This is a genomic window from Flavobacterium johnsoniae UW101, from assembly GCF_000016645.1.
GTDB lineage: Bacteria > Bacteroidota > Bacteroidia > Flavobacteriales > Flavobacteriaceae > Flavobacterium > Flavobacterium johnsoniae.
In genome coordinates this window covers 2,993,010-3,008,358 of the sequence record NC_009441.1, presented here as the reverse complement: position 1 = coordinate 3,008,358, position 15,349 = coordinate 2,993,010, and the positions used below count along the sequence as shown (strand labels likewise).

The 15,349-nt window shown below is 29.8% G+C and carries 18 protein-coding genes; 6 read left to right on the top strand and 12 right to left on the bottom strand.

The window, feature by feature from the left end:
• Positions 1–18: 18 nt before the first annotated feature.
• The 3 genes from FJOH_RS13090 to FJOH_RS13080 all read right to left on the bottom strand — a co-directional run bounded on the left by FJOH_RS13090 (position 19) and on the right by FJOH_RS13080 (position 2,508).
• Entirely contained in the window at positions 19–768 is a 750-nt protein-coding gene (locus FJOH_RS13090) for a glycosyltransferase family 2 protein (protein WP_012024589.1), read from the bottom strand.
• Between the two features lie 7 nt (positions 769–775).
• Entirely contained in the window at positions 776–1,489 is a 714-nt protein-coding gene (locus FJOH_RS13085) for a polysaccharide deacetylase family protein (RefSeq protein WP_012024588.1), read from the bottom strand.
• Between the two features lie 269 nt (positions 1,490–1,758).
• Positions 1,759–2,508 (bottom strand): glycosyltransferase family 2 protein, encoded by a 750-nt coding sequence (locus FJOH_RS13080; RefSeq protein WP_012024587.1) that lies wholly within the window; start codon positions 2,506–2,508, stop codon positions 1,759–1,761.
• Positions 2,509–2,632: 124 nt separating this feature from the next.
• Between FJOH_RS13080 and FJOH_RS13075 the strand changes: the two genes are divergently transcribed.
• A complete protein-coding gene (locus FJOH_RS13075) occupies positions 2,633–3,697 on the top strand; it encodes a glycosyltransferase family 9 protein (RefSeq protein ID WP_012024586.1) in 1,065 nt (354 codons plus the stop codon).
• Between the two features lie 18 nt (positions 3,698–3,715).
• Positions 3,716–4,489 (top strand): glycosyltransferase family 2 protein, encoded by a 774-nt coding sequence (locus FJOH_RS13070; protein ID WP_012024585.1) that lies wholly within the window; start codon positions 3,716–3,718, stop codon positions 4,487–4,489.
• On the opposite strand, the gene FJOH_RS13065 is transcribed toward FJOH_RS13070, so the two are convergent.
• A complete protein-coding gene (locus FJOH_RS13065; protein WP_012024584.1) occupies positions 4,470–5,237 on the bottom strand; it encodes a hypothetical protein in 768 nt (255 codons plus the stop codon). The genes FJOH_RS13070 and FJOH_RS13065 overlap by 20 nt on opposite strands.
• A gap of 85 nt (positions 5,238–5,322) precedes the next feature.
• Here FJOH_RS13065 and FJOH_RS13060 point away from each other — a divergent pair, with 85 nt between their 5' ends.
• Positions 5,323–6,393 carry a glycosyltransferase family 4 protein gene (locus tag FJOH_RS13060; RefSeq protein ID WP_012024583.1) on the top strand — a complete coding sequence of 357 codons (1,071 nt, stop codon included), beginning with the start codon at positions 5,323–5,325 and terminating at the stop codon, positions 6,391–6,393.
• Here the strand turns inward: FJOH_RS13060 and FJOH_RS13055 are convergent, their stop codons facing one another.
• Genes FJOH_RS13055 through FJOH_RS13040 form a run of 4 tightly spaced genes read right to left on the bottom strand, consistent with a single transcriptional unit; the run spans position 6,394 to position 10,177 of the window.
• Positions 6,394–7,257, bottom strand: coding sequence for a hypothetical protein (locus tag FJOH_RS13055; RefSeq protein ID WP_044047714.1), 864 nt, complete (start codon positions 7,255–7,257; stop codon positions 6,394–6,396). It lies immediately after the preceding gene.
• A 24-nt stretch (positions 7,258–7,281) separates the two neighbouring features.
• Positions 7,282–8,103: a glycosyltransferase family 2 protein gene (locus FJOH_RS13050; RefSeq protein WP_012024581.1), complete on the bottom strand. Its 822-nt coding sequence runs from the start codon at positions 8,101–8,103 to the stop codon at positions 7,282–7,284.
• Positions 8,104–8,110: 7 nt separating this feature from the next.
• Positions 8,111–9,037: a hypothetical protein gene (locus FJOH_RS13045; protein WP_012024580.1), complete on the bottom strand. Its 927-nt coding sequence runs from the start codon at positions 9,035–9,037 to the stop codon at positions 8,111–8,113.
• 6 nt (positions 9,038–9,043) lie between these two features.
• Positions 9,044–10,177 carry a glycosyltransferase family 4 protein gene (locus tag FJOH_RS13040; RefSeq protein WP_012024579.1) on the bottom strand — a complete coding sequence of 378 codons (1,134 nt, stop codon included), beginning with the start codon at positions 10,175–10,177 and terminating at the stop codon, positions 9,044–9,046.
• 238 nt (positions 10,178–10,415) lie between these two features.
• On the opposite strand from FJOH_RS13040, the gene FJOH_RS13035 reads away from it, so the two are divergent.
• Positions 10,416–10,985, top strand: coding sequence for an L-threonylcarbamoyladenylate synthase (locus tag FJOH_RS13035; protein ID WP_012024578.1), 570 nt, complete (start codon positions 10,416–10,418; stop codon positions 10,983–10,985).
• 87 nt (positions 10,986–11,072) lie between these two features.
• Here FJOH_RS13035 and FJOH_RS13030 read toward each other — a convergent pair whose 3' ends face one another.
• On the bottom strand, positions 11,073–12,197 hold the full coding sequence (locus FJOH_RS13030; RefSeq protein ID WP_044047709.1) for a cysteine desulfurase family protein: 1,125 nt from the start codon (positions 12,195–12,197) through the stop codon (positions 11,073–11,075).
• Positions 12,198–12,283: 86 nt separating this feature from the next.
• Here FJOH_RS13030 and FJOH_RS13025 point away from each other — a divergent pair, with 86 nt between their 5' ends.
• Positions 12,284–13,291, top strand: coding sequence for a hypothetical protein (locus FJOH_RS13025; protein ID WP_012024576.1), 1,008 nt, complete (start codon positions 12,284–12,286; stop codon positions 13,289–13,291).
• Between the two features lie 140 nt (positions 13,292–13,431).
• Here FJOH_RS13025 and FJOH_RS13020 read toward each other — a convergent pair whose 3' ends face one another.
• Complete coding sequence (locus FJOH_RS13020) at positions 13,432–13,983, bottom strand: Smr/MutS family protein (RefSeq protein ID WP_012024575.1); 552 nt, start codon at positions 13,981–13,983, stop codon at positions 13,432–13,434.
• Complete coding sequence (locus tag FJOH_RS13015) at positions 13,973–14,158, bottom strand: hypothetical protein (protein WP_012024574.1); 186 nt, start codon at positions 14,156–14,158, stop codon at positions 13,973–13,975. Before FJOH_RS13015 ends, FJOH_RS13020 begins: the two co-directional genes overlap by 11 nt.
• Positions 14,159–14,281: 123 nt before the next feature.
• On the opposite strand from FJOH_RS13015, the gene FJOH_RS13010 reads away from it, so the two are divergent.
• Entirely contained in the window at positions 14,282–14,548 is a 267-nt protein-coding gene (locus FJOH_RS13010) for a DUF2752 domain-containing protein (RefSeq protein WP_235023084.1), read from the top strand.
• Between the two features lie 16 nt (positions 14,549–14,564).
• Here FJOH_RS13010 and FJOH_RS13005 read toward each other — a convergent pair whose 3' ends face one another.
• Positions 14,565–15,266: a DUF1003 domain-containing protein gene (locus tag FJOH_RS13005; protein WP_012024572.1), complete on the bottom strand. Its 702-nt coding sequence runs from the start codon at positions 15,264–15,266 to the stop codon at positions 14,565–14,567.
• Positions 15,267–15,349: the final 83 nt, after the last annotated feature.

Below are 15,349 nucleotides of genomic sequence, written 5' to 3'. Positions count from 1 at the left end.
TGAAATTTGGATTTTTTATTATTTATTACTTTTCTGAAGTTTCAAAAGCTTCGCATATTTCATGTAAGAGAAAAAAGCCTGAATCATTGAAAACGTTATACCATCCAATCCGTTTAAAAAACCTTTTTTAAAGAAATAGCATCTTATAAAAGAAACTGTTCCATTTAATACAGGTTTAAAAGCATTGACTCTTTTTCCCTGATCATAAAGCTGCTGCGAATGCCAGGTAGTGTATAAATTTTTCTTGGCGATAAATTGATCAAAATTTTCCCAAGCGTAATGATTTATATGAACATTTAAATGGGTCTTATTGCTTTCGCAAACTTTTTGATGAACTCTCTCATTTGATGGAGAAGCTGTTTTTTTATTAAAAAAACGTGCTGTTTTATCAGGATACCAGCCTGCAAAATTTATTTTTTTACCCCCCAGATAATTATACAATCTAAAAGTATAGACATCAAAATCTTGATTTTCATGTTTTCCTGATAATATGAATTTTTCGGCATCTTCGGCTAAAATCTCATCTGCGTCCAGATTTAAAATCCAGTCGTTTTTACAATATTGAAGTCCATGAATTCGCTGTGGTCCATCGCCTAAAAACTTCTGCGGGATAACTTTAGCTCCTTTTTCTTCTGCAATTTTTACTGTATTATCAACACTTAATGAATCTATTACGATTACTTCATCACAAATTCTAAAAAGTGCATCTATACATTTACCTATATTTTTCTCCTCATTATAGGTTATTACCAATCCGCTGATTTTCATGTATTATTTAAAATAATTTAAGTTTTCCAATCTTTAATTTTAACCTAAATCTAAACAGACTGTCCTCTCCTTTTATGTCAATTCTTTTTACTAAATAATTATTTTTAAAAGGAAATTTATTAACCCTGTTTCCAATTCTCAAACCATATTTTATGCCATTATCGCGCATAATTTTTTCAAAAACAGCAAATTGAGCCTCTTTTTTAGCATAATTACCATAAGGATAAGCTAAAACTGGTTTTATATCTAATTGATTTTTTTTTATAAAATCATTTGACTTAATGAAATCAGCTTCTAATTCTTCTTTTGATAATGAGCTGTATCTTTTATGTTCAAAAGAATGATACCCTAATTCAATAAGATTAGTGTTTAATTCTTTTAATTGGTCAACACTCATTATTTTTTCTTTTCCTTCAATCCAATAATCAAAATTACCAACGAAAGAAAATGGTATAAAAAAAGAAGCTTTTAATTGATATTTTTCAAGCAAAGGCACCGCATACAAAAGCTGGCATTCTGTAACATCATCAAAAGTGATGATAATGCTTTTTGAAGGCAGCTCATTTAAATTCTCTAAATCCTTAAAATGAAATGTTGTATAATTATTATCATGCAGAAACTTTAATTGAGATTCCAGCTTAGAAATAGAAATACTTAAATTCAAAGATTTAGCTTCATCCACAACAACATTGTGGTACATTAAAATGGGTAACTTTGACATCTACTTTTTTGTGCAAATCTATATATTTATAGAATTGATTAACAAAAAAAAGAAAAAATTAAACAAAAAATAATATTTCACATATTTCAAGCCTATTATTGTAAGAATTACGAATCATTTTCTTAATTCACTTAGAAATGCATAATTGAGCAATATATAAGAATATAAATACAATTAATACAACCAAAAGACTTTGTTGTTTATAAGATGGTTTTAATAGATCACTCAGCAGGTTTAGAGTACTATTATTTTAAAAAAAAGCTGAAATTTTATTTCAGCTTTTTTTGAAGTTTTAAAAGTTTAGCATATTTCATATAAGAGAAAAAGCTTTGGATCATTGCGATTGACAATCCATCGATGCCATTAAAGACTCCTTTTTTGAAAAAGTAACAGCGTATAAAAGATACTGTACCATGAATTACAGGTTTTAAAGCATTAATTCTTCTCCCCTGATCAAATAATTGTTGTGCATGCCAGCCAGAATATTGATTTTTTTTAGAAATAATCTGATCTAAAGAATCCCAGCCATAGTGCAAAATATGCACGGCAACTTTTTTTTCATTTTGAGTAATTATTTTCTGATGCACTTTAGAATCAGAGGGATGGGCAGTTTTCTTATTGAAAAAACGAACTTTATGATCTGGATACCAGCCTGAAAAATCAATCAGTTTATCTGCTAAAAAGTTTTTCACTCTAAAACTAAAAGCATCATAATTACCTTGCAGATATTTTTCATTAAGGATAAACTGTTCAGCATCTTTATCCAAAAACTCATCGGCATCAAGATTTAAAATCCAATCATTTTTGCAATAAGGCAAACCATGTGTTCGTTGTGGGCCATCTCCTAAAAAAGCCTGTTCAATAACTATTGCACCCTTTTCTTTTGCAATTTCAACTGTACGATCCTTACTGAAAGAATCTACAATAATAACTTCATTGCATACTTTCAATAAAGCATCAATACATTTTCCAATGTTCTTTTCTTCGTTGAACGTAATGACGAGGCCGCTAATTTTCATTCTAAATTTTAATTTGATTTTTACAAAAATAACACATTTTATTTTAATTCATTTTTAATGTCTGGAATGGTTGCACACTTCATAAAATAGTTTGTAATTTAGCCTTCAAATTGAACTGAAAAAAATGAGGATATTAGTTATTCAACAAAAAAGGATTGGAGACGTACTAACGAGTACAATAATTTGTAACAACTTAAAGGCTAAGTTTCCAGATTCGGTAATCGACTATATGTGTTATCCAAATTCTATAGATGTACTAAAAGAAAATCCAAACATCGACAACATTATTCCGTTGTCAAACGAAGTTAGAAAATCTATTCCTTCTCTTTTTAAATTCATTTTTCAAATTCGCAGAAAAAAATATGATGCGGTAATTGATGTGTATTCAAAATTAGAAACTAACCTGATTACCTTATTTTCTGGAGCAAAATATAAAGTTTCGTACCATAAATGGTATACTAAAATATTCTACAATTATACATACGAACGTTTTGATGCCGTAGAATCTGAGCACGGTTTAGCAATTGAAAACCGATTATTACTTTTAAAACCTTTTATTTCAGAAAAAATTACAAATGTTAAACCTAAAATATTTTTAAAAGACTCTGAGATTAACGAAGCTAAACAACTTTTAAAAAGTTACAACATAGACAGCGAAAAACCGCTTATTATGTTTGGTATTTTAGGAAGCGAAGTTTATAAAACCTATCCTCTTGAAGGAATGGCAAAAATTATAGATTTTACAGTAGCAAAAACTAATGCAACCATAATTTTTAATTACGTTCCATACCAAAAAGATTTGGCATTAGAAGTATATAACTATTGCAGTGAAGAGACAAAAAAACATATTGTTTTCGATTTGTACTGTACAGAACTTCGTCCGTTTTTAGCCTTACTTTCACAATGCGAAATGTTAATTGGAAACGAAGGCGGTGCCGTTAATATGGCCAAAGCGCTTGAAATTCCAACTTTTTCAATCTTTACACCTTCTGTTAGAAAAGAAACATGGCAGATATTCGAAAATGAAGCAAAAAACTTCTCTATTCACTTAAAAGACTTAAAACCAGAAATATACAAACAGCATACTGAGCAATATATTAAAGAACATACTTTTGAATATTATGCTGAGTATCCTCTGTCTTTAATATTGGAAAAATTAGAAGCTTATTTTCGAGAGTACAAAAATTGAGAAAAGTATAAGCATCGGATGAATACTACTGAAAAACAAAAGCTGTCGGTTTTAATTATTACTTTTAATGAAGAGCGATACATAAAATCCCTGCTCGAAGATGTTGATTTTGCTGATGAAATCATCGTTGTTGATTCTTACAGTACCGATTCTACAATTAAAATAGTGCAATCTTTTCCAAATGTTACTTTAATTGAAAAGAAATTTGTTGACTATACTTCTCAAAGAAATTTTGCAATAGATCAGGCAAAAAACGATTGGATATTATTTATTGATGCCGATGAACGTTTAACTCCAGAACTGAAAACTGAAATTATTTCGACAATACACAATAAAGATGCTGTAAGTGCTTATCTGGTTTACAGAATTTTTATGTTTAAAAACAGTAAATTACGTTTTAGCGGCTGGCAGACTGATAAGATTTTCAGGCTTTTTAATAAAACTTACTGCAGGTACACCGAAGACAGAATGGTACATGAAAAGCTTATCGTAAACGGAAAAATAGGTATCTTAAAAAATAAAATCATTCACTTTTCTTATACTTCATATCAGGAATATAAACTGAAAATGTATAAGTATGGTATTTTAAAGGCGAATGAAAAAGTAAAAAAAGGACAAAAACCAGTTCGAATATTACTGATTTTTCATCCTCTTTATACATTTTTATATCAATATTTAATAAGACTTGGTTTTTTAGACGGCATAAATGGAATTATAATATGCTACCTAAATGCTTACAGCATTTATATTCGTTACAAAGAATTTTTCCGTCTTACTTCTTCCAAAATTTAAGCTTCTTTTTTAGGCGTTTCTTTCTATAAAACTGCTCCTGAAAATCGGCTGTATATTTCCACAAAGTTTCAAAAATCTTTTCCTCAGATTCTTTTTTATACAATTTTGCATATTCATTACTCATAACTGCAACCATTTCCTTAAGAGGAGTCAAACGGCACAGGTTTTTCATTCGCATTTCAAAAGTCATCGATTCATGAAATTCCATTCTGTTTAAATCAACAAGAAAAAAATCATAAGTACCTTCACTATTCTTTTTAATTAGGGTATTTCCTGGAGAATGGTCTAAAAATTCAATTCCTTTTTCGTGTAGTCCAAAACTAAATCTGGTAAACTGTCTTAATATATTTTCATTATCTGGATAATTTGGAATTTCTACCAGTTCTCTATATGTTAAATCAGCATTTAAATGCTCACTTACATAATAACTGTCTTTTAATCCCAGAATATTAAAATTTTCAAGAAATGCAATTGGTTCGGGCGTTCCAATTCCTTTTTCTAATAAAATAGTTGCATATTCAAATGATCGTCTTGCTTTTGACTTTCTAAAATATCGATAAGCAATCTTGTTAATTAAATTCGGAATTTTAAATGACTTTATATTGATTTTTTTTTCGTTAAAATCAAATAATTTTATCTTATTACGATCTCCATTTCCAAAAAGTTCACCCGTAGAACTGAACATTTTGATTGTATTAAGTATCGACTCAGTGCTATTTTCGAAAATTGGATTTACTTTAAAATTCATCAGCTTTTTTTTATAAACAACAAAAATACGTATACGATCTAAGACTTCAAATTATTATTGTATTTTCGTAAAAAAAAGAAAAAAAATGCCACCTAAGATTTTTCTGGAAACACATAATATAAGCAATCGGGCAGCTGGCTTAGGAACTTTCAATTATGAACTGGTAAAAGGTTTATCTGCTTTGGATTTTAAAGATTATGAACTAATTTTAAACACTCCTGAGCCTGATATTTTAAAAGAGGAATTCAAAGCTAAATTTAAATATCACAAATACAGTAGCTTATCAAGACATCCGTTATTTAGAGTTCGTAAAAAACACGATTTATGGCACTCTGTAAATCAAAATACTAAAGTCGAACCTTTTTCTTGTAATAAATATCTGTTAACTATTCATGATGTTCATTTTATTGAAGAAGTTTCTCCAGATCCTAATCATAGACTGAATCGATTATTTAGGGCTAAACTTGAAAAATCAACTGCCATAACTTATATCTCAGAGTTTGCAAAGTCTGAGACCCATAAAAATTTTAATGTGCCAGATGTTCCAGAATATGTAATTCATAACGGAAATCCGATTTCTACAGTATTAGACACATCTAAATACATTACAAATATTCCTGTTGACAGGCCTTTTTTCTATGCTATTGGAGATTTTCTTGAAAGAAAAAATTATCAGTCGATTGTCAATATGATGAGACATGTAAAAGACTTCAATTTAATTATTTCCGGGAACAATGATAAAAAATACGGTGACAAAATAAAGCAGTTAATTGCTGATAACGGATTAACGAAGCGAGTATTTTTGACTGGAAAAGTAAGCGAAGAAGGCAAACAGTTTTTTATGAAAAATTGTACTGCATTTCTTTTCCCTTCAATTAGAGAAGGTTTTGGACTTCCGCCAATTGAAGCAATGAGTTTTGGAAAACCTACTTTTTTATCAAATAAAACATCTTTGCCTGAAATTGGAGGTGAAGCATCAATTTATTGGGATAATTTTGATCCTGAATACATGACGAATGTTTTAATTGAAGGGTTGCATGATTATGAAACCAATAAAACTGAAAGAGAAGCAATCATAAAAAAACGAGCAGCCGACTTTGATTGGAAAAGAACAGCTGCTGATTATTTTGATGTTTATAGATCTATTTTAGAGTAATTATTTGAACAAAAATTTAAACCACTGTCCAAAATTTTTAGAAAACAAATAGGTCTTAGAGAGCTTTAAGACCTTAGATTTTATTACAAATTCTTTAATTTGTTTTAAATCTTTACTTGGAAAATAATTTAATCGTTTCCATCTTTCCGGTTCTATGTAATAGAAATTTTCAAACTGAGAGTAGTTGTTTTCATTTACTTTAATCCATTTATCTAAGAACTCCGGGTTCACTTCGCGTTTATGTCCCCAATTTTCTAACTTAAAGCGTAACTCTTCTTCAGTTCTGGATAAGGATTCATGCAAAACAATATTATCTGTGTAGATTACCTGTGCTTTTGTTCGTCTTGCACAAGTATAATCAGGATAATTGGTAGCAAATACTGCTTTCATTGGCAGATCAACATACAATATTCCATTGTCAGTATATTTATAAAGTATTACCCAAAAAGCAGCAATCTGAATTTTCTTTTTTTCTGGATTGTCAAGATAATGGTCAAATTTTCTTAAATCTTTGACAAATTTTTCAAAATCAAAAAAATACTCGTCGCTGTCTACCTGAATAAGCCAATTTCCTATTCCCATTTTTAGAGAGAGTAAATGACGCTCTCTGGTATCCATATCAATTTCAGTAAGAGATGGGATATAGAAATTATCTTTATAAATTTCAATCTTTTTATCTACATCAAACTCTTCTAACCAATCAAAGAAAGAAGGATCTACTTCGAACTTATTTCCTGACCACGTAATGAAATTTTCATCCATAGCAATAAAAATTCTATCAGAAGCTTCATAAACAGGAGGAATGGACAACTTTAATTTCTCATAATCATGCGAAAATAAAAAGCCAACATGGATTTTCTTCATATACATTTGTCAATCAAGGGGGAGTTATTTCTTTCCAATTTTAGGCAAAAATAACAATAATATACTAATAAACCCTTTTAATAACTTCCAGCTGAGTTTATTTTTTCTTATATGCTGAAATTGTAAGAATCTTTTTGAATTTAAAACTTCAACTTCTTTATAGTCATCCGCAAATGCGGGAAAATATTTTTGAAAAGTTTGTTTTTTTTCTTCATTATACAAATCTCTAAATTTTGGATTTGAAGAGATTCCTGTAAAATCATAAATGGCAATAGTTTTCTTTAAATACTTGTAAGCAACATTTTGATGACATATAGTGTAAACAAAAAATTCCCAATCTGAAGCAATTTTATAATTTTCGTTATAATAAAAATATTTATCAAAAAGACTTTTTCTTATAAATGTTGACTGATGATTGATAGAACTTGTATAAAAAAAAGAAAAATGAAGTTTTTCAGTATATGTTTTTAGTCTTTTTGATCCATTACTTTGTTTATAATTGTCGCCATAATAAATATCATATTCAGATGTCAGACTTGAAACATTATCTTGTAATACCAAATTATCATTAAAGCAGTCTCCACCATTCATAAATATTACAAATTCTCCTGTTGCAGCTTTAATCCCCTTATTCATGGCATTAAAAACACCACTATCTTTTTCACTAACCCAATATGTAATTTTGTCTTGATATTCTTCAATCAATTCTTTACTTCCATCCGTACTTCCTCCATCTATTACAATGAATTCAAAATCTTTGTATGATTGATTAGTAACACTTTCAAGTGTTTTCTGCAATCCATTTTTATCATTAAAATTTACAGTTATTACAGATATTACACTCATATTATTCTTAATTATATTTTTTCCAAAATTTTAATTTTCTCCACTTATTTTTTCTTCTCTTTCTTTCTACATTAAACTCTCTGGATAAGGTAAAAAAATCAGCATTTTTGCTGGCAAGAACCAAAATAGGATGTGTGATCTCTCCGAGTTTTTCAGTTTTAAGATTTGAAAAAGTATCGTTAACATCCATAGTGTGTGTAGCATTTACACCAAAACCTATATTACTAATTAAATTTACATTAGGAATAATTGACAAACTATTATTAAAAAAATTAGTTATGGTCCATTGATAATCCCATGTATCAATTCCGTTTCTTAGCATTTTATTAAAAATATACTTCCAGCTATCAACAATAATTGGATCGCTGAAAATCAATTTAAAACTGCTTTCAGCATCAATATCTTTATATTTCGAAAGCTCAACATCATAATCTTTCCAAGCTCTACGCCATGAGGCCCATCCCCATACATGAGTTAAATTAGAAAAATAATAACTGTCTTGTCCATGTTTTTGTCCCATTTGCAAATTACTGCCGCCAATATGTCTTATTCTAGTATCATATCGGTATTTTTCAAGCATTGCATCGCAAAAGATGAAAAAATCATCAGAAGGAAGACAATCATCTTCTAAAATAATTCCTTCTTCTTCATTTTCAAAAAACCAATTTATCGCAGATGAAACTGCATATTTACAACCTAAATTTTCATCACGAAACAAGGTTTTAACTTCACAATTCCAGTCAATTTTATTTATAATACTTCTGGTTTCGCTGCAAAGTTCTTCTTCATTAGACTTGTCTTTTCTAGGGCCATCAGCAGCTACATACAACTTTTCAGGCTGCATTTTTTTAATCTGTTCAAAAACCTGCTCAGTTACATCTGGACGATTAAAAATTAAAAATAGTACTGGTGATTTTGTTTTATAGTTATTCATTCTTTTCTAATTAATTTGAACTGACTTTTTATAAAGATCTAGACATTGCTGTGCGGCGTTTTCCCAAGTAAACCTTTTAATTTGTTCGATACCTTTTAATGAAAATTCTATTCTCATTGCTTCATTTTCAAGAAGACTTTGAATCTTGTTTCTTAAATCATCTTTACTATTAACATCAAAATAAACTCCTGCATTTCCTGCCACCTCAGGAAAAGAACTATGATTTCCTAAAACCACCGGGCATTCGCAAGCCATCGATTCTAACACAGGAATTCCAAAACCTTCATAAAGGGAAGGAAACACAAAACATTTTGCTTTTTTATAAAAATATCCCAATTCATGTTCTTTAAAATCCAGCTGCAATATTTGTTTTTCTAAATCTAAACTTTTTATAAATTCGATTTCCTCCTTATCAAATTTTCCTCCTCCTGCACAAACTAAAAACAAATTCGGATTATTCTTTAAAAGTACTTTTATAGAATCTGCTAAAAATTTAAAGTTTTTATAATCTGATCTGGAACCAACATATAGAATATAATTTTCTGGTAAATCCGCCTCAGTATTTTCATTCACTTTAATTGATGTACCATGATAGATGACTTCTATTTTTGATTCATCTATATGAGGATACAATGTTAAAATGTCTTTTTTTGTATTTTGAGAAACAGCAATAATTTTTGCGGCCTTTTCGATTAATAATAATTTATTTTTTTTCAGTTCATCTGCATCAGAAAAGTATTCGGGAAAGAGCTCATGAATCATATCGTAAACTGTTAAAACGAAAGGCTTTCCATTTATTAAATTCAAAAAATAAGGATCGTAGTATGTTGGTACAAATACATCAAAAGTATCCTTTGAATTCAATCTATTAATAGTTCTGGAATAGTTTAGTTTTTTACTTTTCTTCCTAATACTAATTCCTAATTTAGATAAAAGCTCTAAAAAAAAAGTGTTTTGCTTCTGTGTCTTATTGTAGAGCACACTTTCCTTGTAATATATATTTCTTGTATAAAACCAAGGCGTAATAATTTCTAAGTTGTCTTTTTTAGAAAGAATAGAAAAAATCTCTGTATAATATCTTGAAACCCCTCCATATTTCTGGTAATTAAAAGCTTGCGAATCGAGGATTATTTTCATCATTAAAAATTAAATTTCAAGTTTAAAATAAAAAATAGTTATTAATTTATCTAATGCAAAGTATAACAAATAACAATGCAAAATAAGCGTTAAAAAAACTTATACCCTATTTTTTTATCGGTTTTTAAAATAATTATTTGAGCATTTTTTCATTAAACTCAATTACTTTTTCAAACATCTTTTTTTTGCGTTTATTATTTACCTTTGCATTTCTTTATCTTTAAAGAACAAATTACTTATTATGGATACTATAAATCAAGAAATAATCAACGCTTACGAAGTTATAAAAGAAGGCGGAATCATACTTTATCCAACTGATACCGTTTGGGGAATTGGCTGTGATGCGACGAATCCGGAAGCTGTTGCAAAAATATACAAGTTAAAACAACGTGCCGAAACACAAAGCATGATCGTTTTAATGAATGGAGAAAAAATGATGTACAATGTTTTTAAGAATATTCCCGAAGTCGCATGGCAGATTTTAGATTTATCTGAAAAACCAACAACATTAATCCTGGACGATGCCAGAAATGTAGCTCACAATGTTATTTCTGCAGATAAATCACTTGGAGTTAGATTAGTAAAAGAGCCTTTTTGCTACAAACTAATGGAAAGAATGAAAAAACCTTTGGTTTCTACATCGGCAAATATTTCCGGACAGCCAACACCAATGTCTTTTAAAGAGATCAGTCCTGAAATTATTAATGGAGTCGATTATGTCGTAAAACTAAATCAGGATAAAGTTGCCGGAAAACCTTCGACAATTATAAAACTGACAAATGATTCTCAGGTAAAAATTATTCGAAAATAGAACTTAAATTAAAAAGCCGGATCAAATTGTTTTTTGATCCGGCTTTTTATTATTTTAAAAAATGCAAACTCAGAGTTGTACATCTTTTTAAACATTTTTTAAACTCTCAATCAGCCAGTCGATATCTTCTCTTGTATTGTAATGACTAAATGAAATTCTGAGATTTGGCAGTTTTAAGTCAGCTTCTGAAAGCATTTCTTTTAAAACATGCGAAGGCTTTATACTTCCTGACTGACAGGCACTTCCTCTAGAAACAGCAATCCCCTTCATATCCAAACTAAACAAAAGCATAGAAGTTTTATCTGAAGAAAATGGCAGTGTAATATTTATAATATTATAAAAATCATCCTTTTTCCCGTTTATTCTAAAACCCGGAAATTCAATTTCTAATTGTTGTATTAGATATTTCTTTAAATCAGAAATATAATTTCTCTCCTGATCTAAATTTTCATAAGAAAGAGACAGCGCTTTAGCCATTCCGGCAATTTGATGCACTGCTTCTGTCCCAGCACGCAATCCTTTTTCCTGCTCACCTCCAAAAATTAAAGGCTGTAAACCAGTATTTTTTCGAATAAAAGCAAAACCAATACCTTTTGGTCCATGAAATTTATGTGCGCTTGCTAAAATAAAGTCTACAGAAGTTTTTTGAAGATCAATTTCTGTTTTACCAACTGACTGAACTGTATCTGAATGAAATAAGGCATTATATTGCTTGCAAATAACACTTACTCTTTCTAAATCTAAAATAGTTCCTGTTTCGTTGTTTACATGCATTAAACTAACGATTGTCTTCTTTTCGTCAGATAATAAATTAGACAGATGCGTTAAATCAATGCTTCCGTCAGTATTTACATTTACATAATCAACCTGAATATTATAATCAGACTGTAAAGCCAAAACAGTGTATAAAACGGCATGATGTTCAATTCTTGAAGTAATAATACGTTCTACCTTAAGATCTTCAACTGCCGATCTTAAAATCCAGTTATCAGCTTCAGTCCCGCCCGAAGTAAAAAGAATTTCCTGTGCAGAACAATTTAAATATTTAGCAATAGTTTTTCTTGAAAGTTCTAAAATTGTTTTTGCATTACGTCCAAAACTATGTGTAGATGATGGATTTCCAAAATCTTCACTCATAATTTTAGTCATTTCCTGAACAACTTCTGGACGCATCGCAGTAGTTGAGGCGTTATCGAGATATACTTTTTTCATTAATGCAAAGTTATAAAATATCAATTGTCTAATCTTAAATATCATTTGCCAAATTTTTCACTATTTTTGGCACAAATAAAACTACAATGAAAAAATATGCAAGCCTTATATTTCTGGCGTTTTTGTTAAACGGCTGCGACGATGGTGATCTAACCGTAGACGAAATCAATTTTGATTCTGTAACTCCTGTAAGCTGTACTACATTTACAGAAAACTCGCTTAGTACTGATCCTACGATAATATATAAGTTAAAAACTCAAGAAGCATTTGTTTTACAGCTGCCTCAAACCAATGGACTTGTAAATAACAATGGAACTGTAACGTACGACATCGATAACTCAATATACCGAGTTTTATACAGAGCTTATAACGGAGCGGTCGCAAAAGATAATATCTGCGGCACTATTCCGCCTAGTTCTCCAAATGTTACTGAAGAATGGGTTGGAGCTTCTGGAAAAATAAAAATTGTTTCTTCTCAGGTTCCTACAACGACAGATGCAAATGATTCATTTCGAATCGAGGCATATAATCATGTTATTACATTTGAAAACATTACTTTTCAAAAACCATCTGGTCCTCAGGTTCAGGAAATATTTGAGTTTGGTACTTTCAAAACAACTGTTACACCTGCTGATTTAACATTTCAAAATACTGATACTGGAGAAGCTTTTAACTGTCCTGACAATAAAAAAATCTATAATTACAATGCTTCATTTACTTTAACAGTAGAGAATTTAGATCCTGCTTTACTTACTAATGAAGCAACTGCACCGAATCAACCAAGATCTCAAGCAATTACTGCAACAACCAATAAAGTTGTTTATCGAAATTTTGTAAACGGGTCTGGAAGTATTACTTCTACATATGATTTCTGCGCAGCTCAAATTCCAAGCTTGCCATTACTAAATCAAACCTGGATTGGTGCTGATACAAGTGAAACAAAAAAAGCAACTATAGAAGTAACTACAGAAAAAATTGGAGACAAAACATTTATCCATACAGTTGTACTAAAAAATGTAAAACTAACAAAAGACAGCAGTTACTTTCAGTTAGGGAACACTTTTACTTTGGGTAAAATAACAGTAAACTTATAGTAAAAACAAAAGGATTCACAGCTTTTATTTCTTACAAAAAAAACGTCCGTTTTTCATTTGATTTTTAAATTAAATCAATACTGAAAAACGGACGTTTTTTTATGCTCTAAAATGAATGATTTTAAACTATAAAAACAATTTTATTTGTTACTCTGACGAATATAAACTTCGGTTGCACCTAAGCCGTATTTTTGATAATTCGCATCCTGAAAATCAATTCCGTCATAACGGCCTAATAAAAAATCAAGTTCGGCTTTTAAAATTCCTTCGCCGACACCGTGAATAAAAACAATTTTTGGAATGCGGTTTCGTATCGCAAATTCAATATGTCTTTTTGCAGTTTCAGTCTGCAGAGTCAGGATATCATAATTTGACATTCCTCGTTTATTTGGAACCAGTTTTTCGATATGTAAATCAAATTCTGGAACTGCAACATCGCGTTTATCCTTCTTTTCTTTTACAAAACTTCTCGGTTTAGGCTCAGTTTTCTCTTTTGTAACTTCTTCTAAATTAATTCTTTTAATAGAATTCATTAAATCACTGGAATCTTGTATTTTAACTAATTCATTGACAAAAAATGTCATCGTAAATCCGTCTTCAGTTTCTATTAAAACTTCATTGTTTTTAACCGAAACCACAGTTCCGTTTATTGCCTCGTCTAAAACCGAAACTTTATCTCCTTTAGTCAACATCCTGCTCTTCTTTTTCTTGATTCTTACTTGGTGTTTTTGCGCTCAGCTGCATCATTCCGTACATGAAAACTGCAATTGCAATAACCATTACATAGATATTTTTTTGATCTGAAACCTGCTCGTACAAAGCAACTGAAATAGCAAGAATCATGATTATAATTTTAAACGTTTTCATTTTTTTGAGTTTGAGATTTCAAAAGTATAAAACTTTAAATTAACTGTTGTTTTTCTTTTAAAATGTTATCCAATATTTTTTTGTAAAATTGTAAAAAAATCACCCGTGAATTTAGAGAAATATATGATCCCCTGCCCGTTTAAAAAACTCTTTGGTTTTGAGTGTCTGGGCTGTGGTTTTCAACGCTCTTTATTCTTACTTTTTAAAGGCGAATTTTCGGCAGCATTTTATATGTATCCGGCAATTTACACAACTCTTCTTTTTTTAGTTTTAGTTGGTTTATATTTTTTGGATAAATCCAGAAATTATCACAAAATAATATGGAAAGCAGCAACCCTGAATATCATTTTTATGTGCATTGGTTACATCTATAAACACTTTTATATTTAATTTTAAGAAAGCAGTTTTACTTCTTAACCTGGTTCAAAATATCATTCATCATTTCGATCTGCACTTTTTGAATTTCAATTAATTCTTGCTGCTGATGCATAATAAGATGATCAATTTTATCGTGAATCATTCTAATTTCTAATTCAGATTTCAGATTAATCATGTAATCTTTTTTAGCGCGGTTTCGGTCTTTTTCTTCCTGACGGTTTTGGCTCATCATGATTACCGGAGCCTGAAGTGCCGCAATACATGATAAAATTAAATTCAATAAAATAAACGGATACGGATCAAAACCTTTGTTAACCAAAATATAAACATTTGAGCCAATCCAAATGACAATAAAAACAACAAAAGAAATTATAAACGTCCAGCTTCCGCCAAAATCTGCCACTTTATCGGCTATTTTTTGACCAAAACTTCTCGTTTCATCTTCATCTTCAACAATGCTTACAATCGATTTGTCTTCTTTTAATGACGAAATAACATTTTTCTCAAGATCAGAAAGCATTCCTATCTCAGTAGACAAATAATTCGAAATATACTTTTGACGGTATTCATTTAATTCCTGAACCGAAATAGAATCATCATCACAAAAAGAAGGATGATCTTTTACAATAAGGCTTAAAATTGGATCATGAATCGATTTACCGTAAATTTTCTCGCTTTCGGGAAAAGAAATACTAGAAATCGCACTTTTAAAAGTTGAATTGTTTTTCATTTTTGCAAATTTTATCTGCTAATTTACACAATTAACTTCTTAAGAATCATATAAAATATAACCATTTATAAGTGCTTGATTTA